The 17,965-nt window shown below is 70.9% G+C and carries 17 protein-coding genes; 8 read left to right on the forward strand and 9 right to left on the reverse strand.

Annotated features, from left to right (window positions below):
* Both D7Y21_RS11135 and D7Y21_RS11140 read left to right on the forward strand, forming a co-directional pair.
* Positions 1-554, forward strand: a 554-nt coding sequence (locus D7Y21_RS11135; protein ID WP_199735398.1) for a glycoside hydrolase family 19 protein, incomplete at its 5' end; no start/stop codon positions are given.
* Between the two features lie 134 nt (positions 555-688).
* On the forward strand, positions 689-2,164 hold the full coding sequence (locus D7Y21_RS11140) for a hypothetical protein (RefSeq protein ID WP_147469256.1): 1,476 nt from the start codon (positions 689-691) through the stop codon (positions 2,162-2,164).
* 11 nt (positions 2,165-2,175) lie between these two features.
* On the opposite strand, the gene D7Y21_RS11145 is transcribed toward D7Y21_RS11140, so the two are convergent.
* Complete coding sequence (locus D7Y21_RS11145; protein WP_121713067.1) at positions 2,176-2,958, reverse strand: hypothetical protein; 783 nt, start codon at positions 2,956-2,958, stop codon at positions 2,176-2,178.
* 110 nt (positions 2,959-3,068) lie between these two features.
* Positions 3,069-4,088, reverse strand: a complete 1,020-nt coding sequence (locus D7Y21_RS11150; protein ID WP_121713070.1) for a GNAT family N-acetyltransferase — start codon at positions 4,086-4,088, stop codon at positions 3,069-3,071.
* 164 nt (positions 4,089-4,252) lie between these two features.
* Here D7Y21_RS11150 and D7Y21_RS11155 point away from each other — a divergent pair, with 164 nt between their 5' ends.
* The 4 genes from D7Y21_RS11155 to D7Y21_RS11170 all read left to right on the forward strand — a co-directional run bounded on the left by D7Y21_RS11155 (position 4,253) and on the right by D7Y21_RS11170 (position 7,106).
* Positions 4,253-4,678 carry a nuclear transport factor 2 family protein gene (locus tag D7Y21_RS11155; RefSeq protein ID WP_121713072.1) on the forward strand — a complete coding sequence of 142 codons (426 nt, stop codon included), beginning with the start codon at positions 4,253-4,255 and terminating at the stop codon, positions 4,676-4,678.
* 185 nt (positions 4,679-4,863) lie between these two features.
* Positions 4,864-5,652, forward strand: a complete 789-nt coding sequence (locus D7Y21_RS11160) for a hypothetical protein (RefSeq protein ID WP_120564549.1) — start codon at positions 4,864-4,866, stop codon at positions 5,650-5,652.
* A 78-nt stretch (positions 5,653-5,730) separates the two neighbouring features.
* On the forward strand, positions 5,731-6,303 hold the full coding sequence (locus D7Y21_RS11165; protein ID WP_120564548.1) for a YceI family protein: 573 nt from the start codon (positions 5,731-5,733) through the stop codon (positions 6,301-6,303).
* The gene (locus D7Y21_RS11170) at positions 6,300-7,106 is read left to right on the forward strand and encodes a ubiquinol-cytochrome c reductase iron-sulfur subunit (RefSeq protein WP_120564547.1); all 807 of its coding nucleotides are present in this window, start codon (positions 6,300-6,302) and stop codon (positions 7,104-7,106) included. Before D7Y21_RS11165 ends, D7Y21_RS11170 begins: the two co-directional genes overlap by 4 nt.
* 56 nt (positions 7,107-7,162) lie before the next feature.
* Here the strand turns inward: D7Y21_RS11170 and D7Y21_RS11175 are convergent, their stop codons facing one another.
* The 3 genes from D7Y21_RS11175 to D7Y21_RS11185 all read right to left on the reverse strand — a co-directional run bounded on the left by D7Y21_RS11175 (position 7,163) and on the right by D7Y21_RS11185 (position 10,418).
* Complete coding sequence (locus tag D7Y21_RS11175) at positions 7,163-8,233, reverse strand: CBS domain-containing protein (protein WP_199735399.1); 1,071 nt, start codon at positions 8,231-8,233, stop codon at positions 7,163-7,165.
* Between the two features lie 125 nt (positions 8,234-8,358).
* Positions 8,359-9,468 carry an ArsA-related P-loop ATPase gene (locus tag D7Y21_RS11180; RefSeq protein ID WP_121713074.1) on the reverse strand — a complete coding sequence of 370 codons (1,110 nt, stop codon included), beginning with the start codon at positions 9,466-9,468 and terminating at the stop codon, positions 8,359-8,361.
* A complete protein-coding gene (locus tag D7Y21_RS11185) occupies positions 9,465-10,418 on the reverse strand; it encodes an ArsA-related P-loop ATPase (protein ID WP_120564769.1) in 954 nt (317 codons plus the stop codon). Before D7Y21_RS11185 ends, D7Y21_RS11180 begins: the two co-directional genes overlap by 4 nt.
* A gap of 367 nt (positions 10,419-10,785) precedes the next feature.
* Between D7Y21_RS11185 and D7Y21_RS11190 the strand changes: the two genes are divergently transcribed.
* Complete coding sequence (locus D7Y21_RS11190; protein WP_121713076.1) at positions 10,786-11,208, forward strand: STAS/SEC14 domain-containing protein; 423 nt, start codon at positions 10,786-10,788, stop codon at positions 11,206-11,208.
* Positions 11,209-11,227: 19 nt separating this feature from the next.
* Here the strand turns inward: D7Y21_RS11190 and D7Y21_RS11195 are convergent, their stop codons facing one another.
* Positions 11,228-11,911 (reverse strand): hypothetical protein, encoded by a 684-nt coding sequence (locus D7Y21_RS11195; RefSeq protein ID WP_120564543.1) that lies wholly within the window; start codon positions 11,909-11,911, stop codon positions 11,228-11,230.
* Positions 11,912-12,070: 159 nt separating this feature from the next.
* Between D7Y21_RS11195 and D7Y21_RS11200 the strand changes: the two genes are divergently transcribed.
* On the forward strand, positions 12,071-12,493 hold the full coding sequence (locus tag D7Y21_RS11200) for an STAS/SEC14 domain-containing protein (protein WP_120564542.1): 423 nt from the start codon (positions 12,071-12,073) through the stop codon (positions 12,491-12,493).
* Positions 12,494-12,644: 151 nt separating this feature from the next.
* On the opposite strand, the gene D7Y21_RS11205 is transcribed toward D7Y21_RS11200, so the two are convergent.
* The 3 genes from D7Y21_RS11205 to D7Y21_RS11215 all read right to left on the reverse strand — a co-directional run bounded on the left by D7Y21_RS11205 (position 12,645) and on the right by D7Y21_RS11215 (position 17,900).
* Positions 12,645-13,082: a hypothetical protein gene (locus tag D7Y21_RS11205; RefSeq protein WP_121713078.1), complete on the reverse strand. Its 438-nt coding sequence runs from the start codon at positions 13,080-13,082 to the stop codon at positions 12,645-12,647.
* Positions 13,083-13,205: 123 nt separating this feature from the next.
* Positions 13,206-15,485 (reverse strand): RTX toxin, encoded by a 2,280-nt coding sequence (locus D7Y21_RS11210; RefSeq protein WP_121713080.1) that lies wholly within the window; start codon positions 15,483-15,485, stop codon positions 13,206-13,208.
* 66 nt (positions 15,486-15,551) lie between these two features.
* Positions 15,552-17,900, reverse strand: coding sequence for an RTX toxin (locus D7Y21_RS11215; protein ID WP_121713082.1), 2,349 nt, complete (start codon positions 17,898-17,900; stop codon positions 15,552-15,554).
* Between the last annotated feature and the right edge of the window lie 65 nt (positions 17,901-17,965).

Consider the following 17,965-nt stretch of genomic DNA (forward strand, 5'->3'; position numbering starts at 1 on the left):
GTGGGACGCCGGTCACGTCGGGTGGGAAGGGTGGGGTGACGGTGGCGCAGTTGCGGCGGATCATGCCGAACCTGTCGCAGGCGAAGGCGGAGCAGTACCTGCCGCACCTGAACAAGGCGATGGCGGAGGCGAACATCAACACGCCCCGGCGCAAGGAGATGTTCCTGGCGCAGCTGGCGCATGAGAGCGGCGAGCTGCGCTACATGGAGGAGATCGCCTCCGGCGCCGCGTACGAGGGCCGCAAGGACCTGGGCAACACGCAGCCTGGAGACGGCAAGCGCTACAAGGGCCGGGGTCCCATCCAGCTGACGGGCCGCGCGAACTACCGTGCGGCGGGCAAGGCGTTGGGTATCGACCTGGAAGGGAACCCGGAGCGCGCGAAGGATCCGGACGTCGCGTTCCGCATCGCGGGTTGGTACTGGCAGTCGCGCAACCTGAACAGCTACGCGGACGCGGGCAACTTCCGTGAAGTCACCCGCCGCATCAACGGCGGCTACAACGGCCTCGCGAGCCGCGAGATGTACTACCGCCGCGCGCAGGACGTGCTGGGCTGAGCCCGTCTGGGGCGCGGGACCCGGGTCCCGTGCCCGGGCGCATGGAGGCGAACGGGTGCCTGTGATTCCGGGCACCTGACCGTGGCGCACCAACTGCACAGGGCACGGGCTCCTCCTTCCTCGGAGCGAGCCTGATGTCCCGAATCGATGCGCCCGGTAGCAGTCCCCTGTCCCCTGAGCCCACGCTTCCCGAACCCGATGCACCCGCGCCCGAACTCCGCGTGGGCACGACCGCGTCCCGCAGGACCTCCGTCAGTGAGAGCAGTGCGTCCTCGCCCTCGCGCAACGAACTGCGGCCCTATGACGGCCCCTCCGTTGCCCCTTCCGTACCCCGTCCCTCCACGCACGCGGAAGGTCCCGCCGTATCCGCGCGCGAGCTCGCGGCCATGGGCGGCAGGCTGCGTTCCCCCTCCGCTCCCGTTCCCGAGGACGTCTATGCCTCGGTCCGCTCGCACCTGACGCGCAGCCTGTCCAACCCCTTCCTCACCGACAGCGATGTGAAGGCCACGCATGATGCGCTCGGCTCCGTGCCTCGCGATGCGTACCGCGCCACGCTGGAGCGCATGGACCGTGACGGGCTGCTCTCCACCTACGTGTCCCGGATGGATGCTCCGTCGCGCCAGGCCTTCCTCGAACAGGCTGCGTCCAACGGCGTCCTCTCGCGGCGCCCGGGTGGAGTGGAGGGACCGCTCGGCATGCCTGGACGCCCGGAGACCTTCGTCAATGATCCGAAGCTGCCCGCTGCCCTTCGCGACGCGGTGAACGCCCACGCCACCGACACGGGCCGTGCCGCTGTCGTCGCCTATGACGCATACCTGCAACGCTACGGCGACGCCGTGGCCCAGGCCGGCAGTCTCCAGGCCCTTCGCACGCTCGGGCCTCCTCAGTCTCTGGACCTGCGTGAGACGTCGCTCGGCCTCTCCTGGTCCGACCCCCAGCGCGAACGCTACGAGTCCGAATGGAAGGCCGGCCTGGGACGCCCCCAACACTCGCTCGTCCAGGCCTACGAGACCGTCACCGCCCGCGCGCAGGTCCTCTCCGGCGAACGTCCCGCCGGTGCCTTCGTCTCCGCCGAAGCGAGCGCGTCCCTCGAGATGCTCCAGTTCAAGCGCACGGCCCATGTCTCCGCGCGCGGCACCACCGACTTCCAGACGCAGGCGGGCATCGCCTCGAAGGCTGGCCCCCTGGGCCTGGAGGTGATGATGGACGCTCACGGCAAGACGGAGGCCCAACTCCAACTGGAGCTGGGTATCGCCAGCGTGAGCCGCGACTCGGAGGGCAAGGTGGAGCTGTCCCTGAAGGCGGGCCCGCATGCCCGTGCCCATGCGTCCCTCAACCCTCGCACCGCGGAGTTCGGCGGCGGCGTCTCCTTCGAAGCCTCCCACAAGGAAAGCCAGAGCCACGCCGGCCTCAAGCTGAGCTACGGCATTCGCGGCCTCACCCCCGAGCGTGCCGCCCAGGCCGTCCGCGACGACATCCCCGGCCTCTTCAGCCGCCCCAAGGACCTGGACCCCGGCGTCGCCTGGGAGGCCCTGCCCTCGGAGCGCCGGGCCCTCTATGAACGGCAGGGCTGGACGCGCGAGGAGTGGGCCCAGGACGCCCGGCGCTGACTACCGCACGGTCATGGCGAGGACTGCGTCGAGCTCTTCGCCGGCGCCTCCTCCGCCTCGGCTTCCGGGCGCAGGGCGATGGCGGTCCACAGCGAGAGGTGCCACGGGACGAAGAGCAGGGCCACGCCATTCGTGAACAGGGCCAACGGGAGGGCGACGAGGGTCCACACCACCGCCGCCGCCCACAGCACCACCGAACTGATGGACTGCAGGTCCCGCGACCGTGAGTGGTGGCCCACCAGGGAGGCCACGGTGAAGAGCCAGAGGACCGCGCCGATGCCGAACGTCACCTCGGGCGCCGCCGGCATCCCGAAGTACTCGAGGAAGAACCACACCGTCACCAGGCCCGCCGACTGGTACAGCGCACTCCCCACCGCCAGGGTGACGTTGCCCGCGGTCAGCCCCGCCGCCCTGCCGTCAGCGCCCTTCGTCTCCAGCAGGTCGGGCGGCAGCTCCATCGCGTACGGATAGCCCATGGCGAGCAGGGACTCCTTCGCCGCGTGCCGCACCTTCATCCCGCCCGAACCCGTGTAGTCCCCCACCGGGTTGCTCCGGTCCAGGAGCCCCAGCAGCAGATCCGCCCGCTCCCGCGGCGGTTCGTCCGGCGCGGGCGGACGGCCCAGACCCACGATGAGCGCGTCGATGTCCGCGCGCACCATCCCCGGCGAGCGCACCTCCTCCAGCAGGAACGTCAGCGGCGGGAACGACTCCGCCGCGATGGACTCGGGAACGTCCGCGGGCGCCTCGTCGACGGAGGAGGGTGACGGCGCGGAACGGAGGGCTTCCTGGGACATGGGTGCTCCTGGAGGACAGTCATCCTCCGGCGGGAGGCCCGCGAGCAAGAGGGGCACCCCCTGTCCTCGGGTGCCATGAGGAGACAGTGTCCGTGGCCCCCCCGGACGCGTCAGCTCAGGACCTTCTCCACCACCACCACGTCGTGCCACGCGCCGTCCACTCGCGCGTGTTTCGCGTGGGTGCCCACCGTGGTGAACCCCTGGTGTTCGAACAGCTTCCGGGTGTGCTCCTGGTCCGCGAGGACGCAGGTGGTGAGCTTGTGGAAGCCCGCGCCTTCCGCGGCCTTCAGCAGCGCCTCCAGCAGCAGCGCGTCCACGCCCCGGCCCCGGGCGTCCTTCGCCACGAAGAGGCTGAAGTCCGCCACGCCCGCGTAGCACTCGCGCGAGCTGTAGGCGCGGGTGGCCGCATACGCGACGACGCGCCCGTCCTCCTCCGCCACCAGCACCGGGTGTCGTCCGTCCTCCTCGCCTTCGAGCGGAGACTCGAAGGTCGTGGGCCGCCGCGCGAGCGCCGCGTCCTGGAGGCCCGCGATGGCGTCCCGGTCCTCGGGCGTGGCGGGCCGCACGGTGGGCGGAGGTGGCGGCGCGCGCGGTGGCACCGGGGCCTCCAGCGGCGGCGGATCCAACGTGTACATCTGGATGGCGCACACCAGCGCCAGGTGCCACGGCATCAGGAGCGCCGTGACGAACTCCCCCTTGAACAGGGCCACCACGGCCATCAACGCCCAGACCACCGCCTGGAGCACGAGCCACACCGACCCGCTGGCCTGACGCTTCAGGTCGCCCCTCGCGATGCCCCACAGCGACACCAGTGAGGGGAACAGCACCAGGAACGCCACGGTGCCGGAGCCCTTGGAGAACAGCGCCTCGAAGTCCCACGGCGTCACGTTCGCCAGCGGCATCACCCGGCGCAGCTGGTACAGCGCGCACAGCGCGACGAAGAACGCCGTGCCCCAGCCGGGCGGCGAGTGCTCCACGGCCTGGGGAGCCGGGGCGTTGGCCGCTCCCTCCGCCTCACCCTCCACCGCCACGGGGGGAACCAGGGCCAGCAGGGCCGCCTCGGCCTCCTGCCAGGACTGCTTCCTCGGGGCGTTGGACGGCGGCTCGGGGCGGTGGGCGTCCTGGGACATGACGGCGTCCGTCTTCCATCACCGGGCCACCCGGGAGCAAGGGGGTGCTGCCTCCGTCCGGAGGACGAGGGAGCGGCCGCCGATGACAGGCCACCTCCCCCTCGCGTGCGCACCCTTCCCGGGCACACCCCTGATTTCTCTTTCGCGACGAGCGAGGACACCCGATGCCGATGGAACGAGCGCAGCGGTTCGTGGACGCACTGTTGAAACTGGAGGAGCACGGCGACATCGAGCCGATGGTCGCCCTCTTCGCCGACGATGCGCAGGTGAGCAACGTCGCTTCACCCAACGTCTTCTCCGGCCTCGACGGCGCCCGCCGCTTCTGGACCGAATACAAGGGCACCTTTGGCCAGGTGAAGTCCACCTTCCGCAACATGATCGAATCCGGTGACCGCGTGGCCCTCGAATGGGAGACGCAGGGCACCGGGCGCAACGGGGCCGCCATCGCCTATGAGGGCGTCTCCATCATCGAGTGGGACGGAGACCGGGTGCGCCGCTTCTTCGCCTACTTCGACCCGCACGCCCTGGGCCAGGAGCTCGCGCACGGCACCGCGCCCCGCTCGCAGGTGCCCTCGACGACACCGGCCTGACACAGACGCGACTTCTGGCGGTCCCTGGGGTTCTTATGGCTGTGGCCATACAGGGACATGCCGACAGCTCAAGGCTCACCCGGACCCTGTGTGCACTTCCGTGCACCCAAACCGCGAGCCGGAGTAGCCTGGGAAGGCATGGCCCCCCCTTTTTTCGACGGGCCGCGTCGTCCCCCGGGAACCCCATGATGACTCGCGTCATTTCTCCCCTCCTGGCCGTCATGCTCCTGGCGGCCTCCCCCGCAGGCGCGGCCCTCGCGCCGGACGCCCCCGTGATGGTCGCCGCGGCGAAGCGCAAACCCGCGAAGCGCCAGCCCCCGCCGGCACCGCCTCCGCCGCAGCAAGCCGCGCCCGCGGCGCCGGTGACGCCGGACGTCACGCCGCCCGTGTCCGCCACGCCGGAGTCTGGTTCGACGGGCTCCGCCGCGCCGCAGGACTCCGGCACCACGCCGTCCTCCGAGCCCAGCCTGGACTTCGACCTGCTCACCCCGGAGGCGGAGGCGTCCGCGGGCCTCTTGGACCCGGACCTCCAGAAGGACCTGGAGACGCGCCGCACCATGCTCAAGCTGCACCAGGGCCTGGGCCTGGCCATGGCGGGCGGCCTCACCGCGGCCACCGTGCTGGGGCAGCTCCAGTTCAACGAGTCGTTCCGGGGCGGCGGGGATGATCGCACGCTGCTTGCCTGGCACCGGGGCGTCGTCATCGGCACGTCGGTGCTGTTCGCCACCGTGGGCACGCTGGGCCTGCTGGCTCCGGATCCGGTGGAGCGCCCGTTCCAGTGGGACACGGTGACGTTCCACAAGATCTTCATGAGCCTGGCGACCGCCGGGATGATTGCCCAGGCGGTGCTGGGCATCCTGGCCACCCACAGCTACGGCGAGATCACGGAGCCGAAGTACGCCACCGCGCACCAGGTGGTGGGCTATGCCACGTTGGGCTGCGTCGCCGCGGGCATCGTCACGCTCACTTTCTGACCCGACCCCCCTGTCGTGAATGTCTCCGTGCGCCGGCCGTTGTGCGGAGACAAGACGTATCCCCCTCTGGAGGACGCCGTGATTGCTCGACGACTCGTTCTTTCCGCTGCCCTGCTGCTCGCGCTGCCCGCCGCCGCGCAGAACGCGAAGATGTACTCGGTGAAGAAGGACGCCAGCTCTCTCACCTACAAGCTCATCCACAAGATGCACACCGTGTCCGGCAAGGCGCCGCCCAGTGAGGGCAAGGCCGTGCTGAAGCCGGACGGCACCATCCAGGTGGCAGTGCGCGCGCAGGTGAAGGACTTCGACTCGCAGAACTCCAACCGCGACACGCACATGCTGGAGGTGACGGAGGCCGCCAAGTACCCGCTGGTGGAGGTGAAGGCCGTGGGCACCGGCGTGAAGCCGCCCGCCACCTTCCCGGGCAGCGTGCCGGTGACCCTCAAGGGCAAGCTGACCTTCCACGGCGTGACGAAGGACGTCGAAATCCCCATGACGGTGAAGTTCGACTCCGAGAAGCAGGTGACGGCGGACGGGTCCTTCAAGATCAGCCTGGAGGGCTACAACATCGAACGGCCCACGCTGCTGCTCGTGAAGGTGGAAGACGAGCTGGTGCTGGAGCCGCACCTCGTCTTCACGGAGGGCACGTGAGCTCGTCGCGTCGGGACTTCTTCAAGAAGCTGCTGGGAACGGGCGTGGTGGTCGCGGGCATTCCGCCCGCGTGCGCGCCCAACATCGACCCCGCGCCGGTGCTGGACGTGCCCATGCCCGGCGAGGACGGCCTCGTGTCGCTGGTGGTGCAGCGCTACCCGGACCTGTCCCGCGAGGGCGGCGCGGTGACGCTGCGCTTCCCGAAGGAGTCCGGGCAGGAGAACCTGCTGGTGATGCACCCCACGGCGGGCACCTACGCGGTGCTGTCCGCCACGTGCACCCACGTGGGCTGCCCCATGGGCTTCGACGGGAAGGAGGCCGTGTGCCCCTGCCACCTGTCGAAGTTCGCGCTCGACGGCACGGTGACGCAGGCGCCCGCGACGGTGCCGCTCACTCAGTACGTGTGCACGTACAACGCGGGCACGCAGGTGCTGAGCATCAACATCTTGGACGGTGATCCCAACTTCCCCGCAGTGGTGGGCGGCAAGTTGGCGCTGACCTTCGAGGAGTTCCCGGACCTCCAGAACACAGGGGGCATGGTGAGCGGCCGGCCCAGGGGCTACGGCAAGCGCATCTTCGTCTTCAAGCTGGAGGACGGGACCTACTCCGCCGTGGACTCCGTCTGCACGCACCAGGGCTGCACCGTGGACTTCGAGGCGAGCATCGACGAGCTGCTCTGCCCGTGCCACGCGTCCACGTTCAGCAAGACGGGCGTGGTCGACCCCGGAGGCGCGGCGACGGTGAACCTGAAGACGTTCACCGCGACGGCGGACGCGTCCGGCGTGGTCGTCAGCTTCGCCTGAAGCACGTGTCGCGGGACGGGAGGCCATGCTCGCCTCCCGTCCTCACGGGTCAGCCTTCAGCGCAGCCGGCTCCAGAACGAGCGCCGGGACGAGATGCGCTCCAGTGCCTCCTGTAGCTCCTCGTCCTGGTCCGCGCGGCTGGCGATGTCCCCCAGCGCGATGATGCCCACGAGCCGGTCGTCGGGCTCCACCACGGGGATGCGGCGCACCTGGCGGCGGCCCATCAGCTCGATGACGCCGTGCAGGTCCTCCTCCGGCAACACCGCCTCCAGCTCCTCCGTCATCACGTCCGCGGCGCGCAGGCCGTCCACGGCGCGCTGACCGGTGAAGGCGCGCAGCGCCAGGTCGCGGTCCGTGACCAGTCCCAGGAGCTGCCCTTCCGCGTCCACGATGGGCACCACGCCGCAGTCCTCGTCCCGCATCAACTGCGCCACCTCGCGCAGGGAGCTGTCGCGGCGGGCGGTGCGCACCTGGCGGGTCATGATGTCGCGTGCGGTGAGCGGCTCGCGCCTCCAGCGGCGGCGTGAAGGGTCGGACGCGGTGGACGTGTCGCGGGAGGCGCGGAGCCTCGGATCCAGGGGGAAGGTCTCCTCCCGCCTGGGGGCCAGCCGTTCGCGCAGGTTCGGGTCCTCGCGCGGCGCCGGTGACGCGCGGCGCGGGCGGTCGCGCAACAGGGGCTCCTCCCCGCCGTAGCCGCTGCGGTCCCACTCGCGGTAGTCGGCGCGCTCGGGGGGCATCTCCTGGACGGTGTCCTCGCCCTGGGTGCGCCGGGGGCCCGCGCCGTTGGCGTAGCGCACGTCCCGGTCGTCGCGGCCGTAGGGGCCGGTGGTGCCGCCGTCGCGCTCGCCCTCGCGGTCCTTGCGCCACATCCCGGTGTCGTCCACGTCCGTGCGCACGCGGCCCATGCGCCACGCGGCGGCGCGGTGGAAGCGCCCCTGACGGTCGGCGGGTGGCTCGTCGCGCGCGGGGCTCCAACCGCTCACGTCGGACTCCGCGCGCTCGCGCGAGCCCGGCGGCGCCACGTCCGGTGAGCGGTGCGTGGCCATGGCGTCGGTGGGAGGCGTGGAGATGTCCGCGCGCCCCAGGTCATGCCTGCCGTTTCCGTTGCTGTAGTCCTTGGTGCCCATGTGCGTCGCAAGCCTCCTCGACTTGCGAACATGGGAAGCGGGCCCGGACGCGCAAAGCTCCAGCCGGCCAGGCGCGGCGCCGCTCGCCCGTCCGCCCTGGCGCGAAATGCAGCCCGAGCGGGACGTCAGACGACGGTGAGCGCGTCTCCCAGGTGCACCAGCCCCCGGAAGTCCTCCAGGTCCGCGCCCGCGTCCGGCGCGGCGATGGCCAGCGCGCCCCGGGGCAGCCCTTCGGCCAGCCTCGCCAGGACCGAGCGGTGGGCCGTCGCGCGCGCGTCCTCCACGCCCGCCAGGTGCTCCAGCGCGCTGACGGCGTCCGTGTCCGCGGCGTTGTTCGCGTGCGGCTTCAGCGCGGCGGCCGGGGCCAGACCGTCGTCCCGCGCCCAGCTGCGGTTGAGCACGTAGCCCGCGAAGGGCAGCCCCTTGGCCTGGAGCGCCTCCTGGAAGAAGGTGGCCTCGCGCAGCGCGGCGGCCTCCGGCGAAGTGACGAGCAGGAACGCCGCGTCCTTCGACGACAGGTGCTCACGCAGCCGGTCCGAGTGCATGCGGATGCCGGCGAACAGGCCTCCGAAGGCGGCGACGAAGGTGCGCATCTCCTGCGCGAAGCCGCCGCCGAAGATGCCGTCCAGCACCTTGCCCACCAGCGCCTGCGCGCCCTGCCACAGCCGGCCCGTGCGGCCTGAGTCCGGACCGAAGAGGGAGATGATCCGCTCGTCCAGGAAGCGCGACAGCCGGCCCGGGGCGTCCAGGAAGTCCAGCGCGTGGCGGCTGGGCGGGGTGTCCAGGACGATGAGGTCGTAGTGGCCCTCCGCGATGAAGCCGTCCAGTGCCTCCGCGGCGGCGTACTCCTGCACGCCCGCGACCAGCTCCGACAGGAAGCGGTACAGGCGGTGCTCCAGGATGGTGCGCGCGGCGCTCTCCGTGGCGGACATCCGGCGCACCATGCGCTCGAAGACGATGCGCGGCTCCAGCATCCACACGTCCAGCCGGCCCTCGCCGCGCGGACCGTCCGCGTACAGGCGCTCCGGAGGCACGCTGGTGGGCTCCGCGCCGTTCTCCTTCAGCCCCATGGCCTCCGCCAGCCGCCGCGCCGGGTCGATGGTGAGCACCAGCACCTTGCGCCCCGAACGCGCCGCGGCCACGCCCAGCGCCGCCGCCGTCGTCGTCTTGCCCACGCCGCCCGCGCCGCACAGCACGAGGATCCGCTTGTCGCGCAGCATGCCGTCCAGGTTCATGGCGTGGCCTCCCGGCCGCCGCGGGACGCGGCTCCTTCGAGTGAGGACTCCAGGAGCTCCGCCAGCCGCTCCACCAGCGCCGCGCCCGTCAACGCCAGCTCCGGCAGGCCCCAGTGGGGCACGCTCACGCCCGCCGCCAGCCGCTGCCGGGCCAGCCGCGCGCGCTCCAGCCGCTCCAGCGCCCGCTGCCCCCGGTGCGGCCCGTGCGTCTCCAGCAGCCGCTCCAGCGCCGCGCGCGACTCCGGCGTGAAGGGGTCCTCCGGCATGCGGTTGAGCACCGCGGCGGACAGGGGCAGGCCCACCTCCTTCAGCTCGCCCACCAGCGCCAGCGTCTCGCTCACCGGCAGGGGCTCCGGCAGCGTGGTGAGCACCACGCCCGTGCGCACGGGGTCCTGGAGCAGGTCCAGCCCTTCACGCACCGCGCGTCCCACGGGCCCGCCCGGCATCAGCGACAGGATGCTCCGCGGCAGCGTGGCCAGCGCCAGCGCGTGACCCGTGGCGGGCAGGTCCACCACCGTGAGCGGGTGCACCCTGCGGCCGTCCGGGTGCGTGAGACGCAGGAGCGCCAGGAGCTGGAACATCAGCCCCATCTCCTTGAGCGCGGGGCCCGCCTCCAGGAAGCGCCGCAGCGCCCGGGAGCGCAGCGCGGCCTCCGCCAGCCACTTCACGGGCAGCGTCTCCTCCAGGAACAGCCGGTGCCCCTCCTGCGCGGACAGGCGCACGAAGGACAGGTTCGGCCCCACCGGCACCACGCGCGGCCCGGCCTCCTTCGCGCCCACCAGCCCCGCGAGCGTGGACGGGCCGCCCTCGTCCGGGGACAGCTCCGCCAGCAGCACCGGCCGGCCCGCGCGCGCCGCCGCCACCGCCAGCGTCGCGGAGAGCGTCGTCTTGCCCACGCCGCCCTTGCCCGACACGAGCACGGCGCGTCTGCTCCACAAGGACTCCAGCACCACGCTCCCATCCTCCGCGCCAGCGGCGCGACCCTTCACGGTGAGCAAGGAAGCGCGTCCCGACAACCGGCCGGGGATGCGCCCAGGGGCGGCCGTCCGTCTGGCCGCCCGCTCCACGAGCATAGCGGCTTTCCGCCCACGCCCCGCCGGGGCCCTGCTTCGCGCTGACCCGCCCGTGACACAACGGCCACATTCCATCGCCATGACGCGACGTGCGAGGAATGACCCGGCCCGGAAGGACACGTGGCGTACGCGTGCGCGTGACCCGGAGGGTTGGACGGGCGGATTCCCTCGGAAAGAAGGGGTCACGGACTGGTGACGGGCCCTGGGTTTTGGGTACCCTGCTGCCCTCTGCGTGGGAGAGGGCATGGCGGTGCTGCGGGAGTGGGTCTTCGGGACACAGCGTGTCTCGCTGGAGGCCTCCGACATCCTCTGGACCAAGGTCCGGGGAGCGTTTTCAGAGACGGATGTGCGGGAGCTGGTGGACGTGTTCCACGAGCTGGGGGCGGGCCCGGACAAGCCCCTGTACCTCGTCGTGGACCTGAGCAGCTCCGAGGGACTGTCGGTCGCGCCGCGCAAGTACCTGGCCAAACACGTGCGCCCCGCGTGGTTCCGCGCGGTCTGCTTCTTCGGCGCCAAGCGCACGCATCGCGAGGTGCTGCGCGCGCTCGTGGCGGTCGTCAACTTCGTCGGCGACACGAAGGTGGAGGCGGAGTTCGTGGACTCGGAGGCCCAGGCCCGCGCGTGGCTGGAGTCCCACCGGCGCCGTCAGGAACCGGCGCCGCGCTGAAGGCGCGCTCGGGCGTCCTTCAGTGGACGGCCCAGCGCTCGGCGATCTCCTCGCACGCGAGCACCACGTCGCCCAGCCGGCGGATGTGCGCGCGCGGCGCGACGAACAGCGAGCCCGCGAACACGTCCACCACGGTCATCAGCCGGTGGTCCGCCGGGCCCAGCCGGCACAGGTGCTGCTCCGCGAAGCGCTGCAAGAGCGTGCCGATGTACTGGCCGCTGCGCTCGTCCAGCGGGTGCGTCTTGGAGAAGTAGAGCTTCATCAACCCCACGCGCGGGTTGCCGTGTTTGTCCAGCCGCTGCACCACCACCTCCGGGCGCACGCTGATGGTGACGCCGGCCATCTCCAGCACGGGCGGCTCCGCGCCCACCGCGCTGATGATGGCGTCGTCCAAATCCAACCAGGGCACCAGGTCCGCGAAGCGCTCCAGCGCTTCCGAGCACAGTTGCATGCGCTGCGCCTCGAACTCCGTCTGCGGCACCGCGCAGGCGAACCGGCGCTGGGACTCCCGCAGCACGTTCAGGTCCAGGCCCCGGCAGAGGAAGTCCGTGATGGCGTGGGACGCCTCCGGATAGCGCAGGTACTGGGCATCCGGCGGGTGCTTCTGGTCGTGGATGATGCGCTTGCGGCGGGCGGGCGTGGCGACCAGGTACTCGCCCAGCTTGTTCACCGAGACTCGCGGCAGTTCACGGGTTTCCGTCATGGTGTTTCCCCCTCTGAATGGCTGTCGGAATGGGTACACAGTACAGAGGGGGTCTGACATCCAATGGACAGCCGGAGCTTGTACGGAAGGGCAGGGGCGCTTCCCTGGACCGGAGGGCTCAGGCGTAGGGTTCTTTCCAGTAGCCGGGGGGAGGACCGCATGGAGCAACAGATTCGCGAGTGGACGTGTGGCGCGCACCGGATCCGCATGACGGCGCCAGACGTGTTGCACACGAAGTACACGGGCGTCGTGGGGCTGCAGGACGCGAAGTGGGCGCTGCGCGTCTACGAGGAGATGGCGGCGCAGGGGCCGTTCTACCTGGTGGCGGAGGTGCCGGGCTCGGAGCTGCCGGCCGAGTCGCGCAAGTACCTGGCCAACAACGTGCGCGCGGAGTGGATGCGCTCGGTGGTGTACGTGGGGTCCGACCTGTCTCAGCGCGTGGTGGGCAAGGCCATGTCCGTGGCCATGCTGCTCACCGGCCACGCGGCCAGCTTCGACACGGTCTTCGTGGACACGATGGCGCAGGCGGATGCGTGGGTGGACGCGCACCGGTTGGATCACGCCCCGCGCCGCGTGGGCTGACGGGCCCCAGGGCCGCGGGCATCCGGACGTGACGAAGGGCCAGGACGGGGCGCAAAGCCCGGTTCCTGGCCCTCGGTGTTTCCGGGCGCGCCCTGGGAAACCTGTCCGACAGTCGGACAGGTTTGGACGGGGCCGGGCGCGACGGAGCGCTTCAGCGCTCGCGGTCGGGCATGCGGTCCGGGTGGCCGTAGCGGTACACGTCGGACACCGGGTTGGTGCCCGCGTCGCTGCGAGGGCCGTCGCCGTCCGGCATGTCGTCGAGCGATGCCCCCGGGGCGCGCTCGCGAGGGTCATACGGACGCAGGCCGCTGGCGTCGTGGAGGCGCAAGTCGCGGTTGTCGTCGTCGTCGTCCTCGGCGCGCGGGTGGATGCCCTTCTCGTCGGCCTCGGTCAGCTCGCGGCGGGGCTCGCGCTCGTCGTCTTCCTCTTCGGTGTCGGGGCGCTGGGGCCTCTGCTCCTCGCGAGGCGTGGAGGGTGTGGAGCCCTGGCCTTCGCGCTGGGGTTCGCTGTCTTGCCGCGGAGTTGTCGGACGCCCGTAGAAATCCTCGGCGGGCTGCGTGGGTGCGGGACGCTTGTCGTTGCTGGCCATGAAGGATTCCCTCCGTCGGAGGAGGTTCGTCATCGTCCCCTGTGTCCGGCAACCCGCTCCGGAAGCGCCCGCCCGGGCCTGGAGGGCAGGCAGCCAGGCATCAGGGCCCTCCTGTGCGCGGTGTCAGGGCGACACGAGGAGGATGCCCCCGGCGAGCGCGGGTGCCTCGTCATCTCCGATGGCACGCACGTGGCCGTAGCCAAGCTGTCCGGAGGTGTTGAAGCCCCAGCACAGCGCACGGCCAGAGGAGAGCACGGCGCACGTGTGCTGGCCGCCCGCGGTGACGGAAGTGACGGGGGCGCCGCCCACGTCGATGACGGCGGTGCCGGGCGCGGAGAGGGAGCGTGTGTTGGCGTACCCCAGCCGGCCCCGGGCGCCGTTGCCCCAGCACTGGAGCTGGCCGGACTCGAGCAGGGCGCAGGTGTGCTGTGCGCCAGCGGCGACCTGGACGGCGCGAAGGCCCGAGCCCAGGGCCACGGGAGTGAGGGGCGTGGCGTAGTCGGGGTTGCCATTGCCCACCTGGCCGTAGGCATTGGCGCCCCAGCAGCGCAGGGCGCCGGTGTCCAGCAGGGCGCAGGTGTGCTGGGTGCCCAGGGCCAGCTGCACGGCGGTGCCGCCCACGTCCACGTCACCCGCTGACGACGGCAACTCGGTGTCACCGACATCGTCGTCACGGTTGTAACCCAGTTGTCCGTAGGCGTTGGCGCCCCAGCAGCGTGGGCGGCCGGAGAAGAGCAGGGCGCACGTGTGGTCGCCGCCCGCGAACAGGTCCTGCACGGGGGCGCCGACAGGGACGTCGGTGGTGGGCGGAGGCTCGTTGTCGCCCAGGGTGTCGGTGTGGCCCAGGCCCAGCTGGCCGTGGGTGTTGTCGCCCCAGCAGCGCACGTGGCCGGAGGTGAGCAGCGCGCAGGTGTGGCGGTCGCCCGCGGTGATGCGCAGCGCGCGGGCGCCGCCCAGGTCGACGGTGCCCACGCTGGCGATGGGTTCGTCGTCACCGATGGTGCGTGAGTGGCCCAGGCCGAGCTGGCCGGAGGCATTGGCGCCCCAGCAGCGCACGCGGCCGGTGGAGAGCAGGGCGCAGGTGTGGCCCAGGCCGGTGGCCAGCTGCACGGCCTTCTCACCCGGAGCGAGGGGCACGGGGCCCTTCGACGCGGGCGTCTCGTCGTCACCGATGTTGGCGGTGCCGGTGTAGCCGAGCCGGCCCTGCGCGCCGCTGCCGAAGCAGCGCACGGAGCCGTCGTTGAGCAGGGCGCAGGTGTGGTTGTCCCCGGCGCGCAGCTGGGCGACGTCGGTGGGGCCGCCGGTCTGCAAGGGCGCGTCGGGGAACTGCTGCGCGCCCAGGCGGTAGGTGGCGGTGGTGCGGGCCCCGGCGGCGTCGGTGACCTGGAGGGACAGCCGGCCCTGGAGCGAGGGCGCGTAGTGCTGGAGGACGGTGGGGTTCGCCTGCGTCGTGAAGCCGGGGGTGGGAGTCACGGGCGCGTCCGGGATGAAGCTCCACGCGTAGTCGAGCGTGAGGGCGGGTTGATCATCCGACACGGTGGCGGACCACGCGACGTCGGAGGAGCCCGCGAGGCGGGACGCGGCCAGGCCCTGGACGACGGGCGCGAAGAGGATGCGCACGGTGGTGCCCAGCGAGTCCGTGGATTGATCCGCGGGAAGGACGCGTGTCACGAACGTGGTGCTGACCGAGTGCCCCGCCGGGTTCGTGACGGTGAGCGAGTGCGTGTAGTCGGTGGGGCTGGGAATGCCGAAGGGCGGCAGGTAGCGGGCGACGAAGGCGCCGGAGGTCCCGGTGAGCGTGAACGTCCCGCTGGAGGGAACGAAGGAACCACCGTTGTTCGCGGCGGTGAGGGCGAAGGTGAGGGACTCGCCGGAGGTGGCCTCGACGAAGAAGGTGACGGTGGCGGGCTGGCCGAAGACGAACTCGCCGGGAAGCTGGATGCGGGGGATGCGCGGCAGGGTGATGGGCGCGCCGTCGTTGGTGGGCGCCAGCGTGATGGCCACCGACTCCCGGTCCGCGATGAGCGTCTGGGTGGTGCTGCCGTGGAAGAGGAGTGCGCTGTTTCCGTTGTAGGCCCGCGCGATGAAGGTGAGGGATTGGTGGCGAGGCAGGGACGGCATGGTGCCGGACCACCCGGAGGGAGAGGGCACCAGGTCGAAGTTGGAGAACAGCGCGCTGTGGCTGGCCGCGTCCTCCACGTCGACGCGGATGCGCGCCACGTCCGCGAAGGTGCTGCCCGCCAGGGCACGCCGTGTCTGGGATTCGGAGCCGACGGCATCCGCCGTGATGTTGAACGTCACGGCGGACGTGGACCCCGGAGGTGTGTCACCCGTGGAGGACGGAGCGGTGCACGCGGCGACGGTGCACAGCAGGAGGAGCGCGAGGGCGGCAGGCTTCGTCATGGCTCACACGGAAGGAAAGCGAAGCGGGCGCCCGGAGGATACCGGGCGCCCGCGAGTATCCAGGAACTACGGCGTGGGCGGCAGGAGCTGGATGTCGCCCACGGTGGACGGCAGCTCGTTGTCACCGATGACCGTGGTGTTGCCCTGGCCCAACTGCCCGGCGTTGTTCTTGCCCCAGCACCGCGCCTTACCCGTGGAGAGCAGCGCGCAGGTGCTGCCGTTGCCCGAGGCGCTGATCTGATAGGCGGTCGCACCCCCGAGGTTCACGGGACCTCCAGGGACCGCCAGGTCCGTCGTGTTGCTGTAACCCAGCTGGCCGTAGGTGTTGCTTCCCCAGCACCGCGTGGCGCCCGTGGAGAGCAGGACGCAGGCGTGCTCGCCACCGGAGGTCACCTGCAAGGCGGTCGTTCCGCCCAGGTTCACCGTCGTCGAGTTGGCGAGGTAGTTGAAGTAGCAGCGGGTCGACGGGTGCTCGGCGCAGTACCAGATGTAGTCACCGTAGAGGTTGTTGCCCGTCTGTCCGTTGAGGTTGTCGCCCCAGCAGATGACGCTGCCCGTCTTCAGCAGGGCACAGGTGTTGCTCCGGCTGGCGGAGATCTGGGCGACAGGCCCCTTGGCCTCGAACGCGGTCTGGCTGCTGGGCAGCTCGTTGTCACCAATGTGGTTGACGTGTGAGTACCCGAGCTGTCCCAGGCCGTTGCGGCCCCAGCAGAGCATCTTGTCGTTGGAGAGCAGCGCGCAGGTGTGGTTGTCGCCCGCGACGACATCCGTGGCGGTGACGTTGCCCAGGTCCACGTCGCCCGCGCTCCAGGGCTGCTCGTCGTCACCGATGCTGTTCGTGTGCCCGTAACCGAGCTGGCCGTACTGGTTGCGGCCCCAGCAGCGCACCTTGCCCGTGGCCATCACCGCGCAGGAGTGCTCCGCGCCCACCGTGATGCGCGTGGCCGGGCCACCCAGGTTGACGTAGCCGAAGCTGGCCACCGGCTCGCCGTCACCCAGGTTGTCCTTGTTGTTGTAACCGAGCTGCCCGTACGTGTTCTGGCCCCAGCACCGCACCAGGCCCGTGTCCAGCACCACGCAGGAGTGGTTGCCACCCGCCGCGAGCTTCGTCCCCTTGCCAAGGATCTTCACCGCGCCGGCCGTGTGCGGCAGTTCGTTGTCACCGATGTTCTGGGTGTTCTCGTAGCCCAGCTGACCGAAGGCACCGTAGCCCCAGCAGCGCACGGAGCCGTCATTCAGCAGCGCGCACGCATGGTCCCAACCCGTGCGGATGCTGTTGATGCCATCCAGCGGCCCTTCGGCGACGGGGTTGTCCGGGAACTGATCCGGGGTGAGCTTGTAGGTGAGCGTGGTGGTGCCGTTGTCGCCATCCGTGACAGCGAGCTTCAGGTCACCCTGCACGGCGGTGGTGTAGTTCTGGAGCGTGGAGGGATTGGTGTCCCCGGTGAACGCGGGCACGGGGTCGAAGGTGGTGCCCGTGGCGGGCGTGAAGCTCCACGCGTAGGTGAGCGCCTCCTTCGCTCCGTCGTCGCTCACGTCCGCGGTGAAGATGACGTTCTGCGTGTCGCGGACCCGCAGGCCGTTGAGGCCGTTGATAACGGGGTTGAAGAGCACTGCGACGGAGGTGTCGATGACGCCGCTGGAGGTCTCCGGAGGCTTCACCTTCGTGGTGAACGTGGTGCTGATGGAGTGGCCCGCGGGGTTGGTCACCGTGACGGTATGGGTGAAGACCGTCTCCGTGCTCACGGTAGGCGGCGTGTACTGGGAGACGAAGGCGCCCGCCGTGTTCTGCAGCGTGATGGAGCCGTTGAGAGGCGAGAAGGTGCCACTGCCCGCGACGGCGGAGGTGATGGCGTAGCGCAGCGCCTCACCGTTCGTGGCTTCCACCGCGAAGGTGATGTTGCCCGACTGGGAGGAGGCGAACGCACTGGGGATGCTGATCTTCCGGATGCGGGGCAGGGAGATGACCGCGTTGTTGTTGGCCGGGGCCAGCGGGACGGTGACGGTCTCGAAGTCGAGATTCAGCGTGGCATCGAGCGAGCCGGAGAACAGGAGGTTCCCGGAGGCATCGAGCGCCCGAGCGAAGAAGGTGAGGGCCTTGGCCTTCGGAAGGAAGGGGAGCTTCCCGGTCCACGCCCCGGCGGAGGTGAAGAGGTCGAAGTTCTTGAAGATGACGAGGCCGCCCGCGCCCTGCTCGGAGACATCGACGCGGATGCTGGCGACATCGGAGTAGCTGAAGGCCTGGGCGGAGACACGGCCCTTCACGGCCTGGCTGAAGATGTCCTGCGCACCGATCGAGACGGTGACCTGGGACTGGGTCTGCTCGGCGGGCGCGGAAGGCTCGGGCGCGCTCGAACCGGAACTACATGCGGCGATCCACGGCGAGGACAGCGACAGCAGCAGCGCGCCCAACATGCCGCGCGACCGGAACCAACGGGGGGATGACCTCTGCACGGAACACTCCTGAAGGCGGAAGGGAT

It is taken from the genome of Corallococcus sp. AB045 (assembly GCF_003668895.1).
GTDB classification, from domain to species: Bacteria; Myxococcota; Myxococcia; order Myxococcales; family Myxococcaceae; genus Corallococcus; species Corallococcus coralloides.

What these genes read in the sequence shown, in the direction of transcription:
- D7Y21_RS11140 (WP_147469256.1), top strand. Translation starts at nt 689, where the DNA reads ATGTCCCGAATCGATGCGCCCGGTAGCAGTCCCCTGTCCCCTGAGCCC.
- D7Y21_RS11145 (WP_121713067.1), bottom strand. Translation starts at nt 2,958, where the DNA reads ATGTCCCAGGAAGCCCTCCGTTCCGCGCCGTCACCCTCCTCCGTCGAC.
- D7Y21_RS11150 (WP_121713070.1), bottom strand. Translation starts at nt 4,088, where the DNA reads ATGTCCCAGGACGCCCACCGCCCCGAGCCGCCGTCCAACGCCCCGAGG.
- D7Y21_RS11155 (WP_121713072.1), top strand. Translation starts at nt 4,253, where the DNA reads ATGCCGATGGAACGAGCGCAGCGGTTCGTGGACGCACTGTTGAAACTG.
- D7Y21_RS11160 (WP_120564549.1), top strand. Translation starts at nt 4,864, where the DNA reads ATGATGACTCGCGTCATTTCTCCCCTCCTGGCCGTCATGCTCCTGGCG.
- D7Y21_RS11175 (WP_199735399.1), bottom strand. Translation starts at nt 8,233, where the DNA reads ATGGGCACCAAGGACTACAGCAACGGAAACGGCAGGCATGACCTGGGG.
- D7Y21_RS11180 (WP_121713074.1), bottom strand. Translation starts at nt 9,468, where the DNA reads ATGAACCTGGACGGCATGCTGCGCGACAAGCGGATCCTCGTGCTGTGC.
- D7Y21_RS11190 (WP_121713076.1), top strand. Translation starts at nt 10,786, where the DNA reads ATGGCGGTGCTGCGGGAGTGGGTCTTCGGGACACAGCGTGTCTCGCTG.
- D7Y21_RS11195 (WP_120564543.1), bottom strand. Translation starts at nt 11,911, where the DNA reads ATGACGGAAACCCGTGAACTGCCGCGAGTCTCGGTGAACAAGCTGGGC.
- D7Y21_RS11200 (WP_120564542.1), top strand. Translation starts at nt 12,071, where the DNA reads ATGGAGCAACAGATTCGCGAGTGGACGTGTGGCGCGCACCGGATCCGC.
- D7Y21_RS11205 (WP_121713078.1), bottom strand. Translation starts at nt 13,082, where the DNA reads ATGGCCAGCAACGACAAGCGTCCCGCACCCACGCAGCCCGCCGAGGAT.
- D7Y21_RS11210 (WP_121713080.1), bottom strand. Translation starts at nt 15,485, where the DNA reads ATGACGAAGCCTGCCGCCCTCGCGCTCCTCCTGCTGTGCACCGTCGCC.
- D7Y21_RS11215 (WP_121713082.1), bottom strand. Translation starts at nt 17,900, where the DNA reads ATGTTGGGCGCGCTGCTGCTGTCGCTGTCCTCGCCGTGGATCGCCGCA.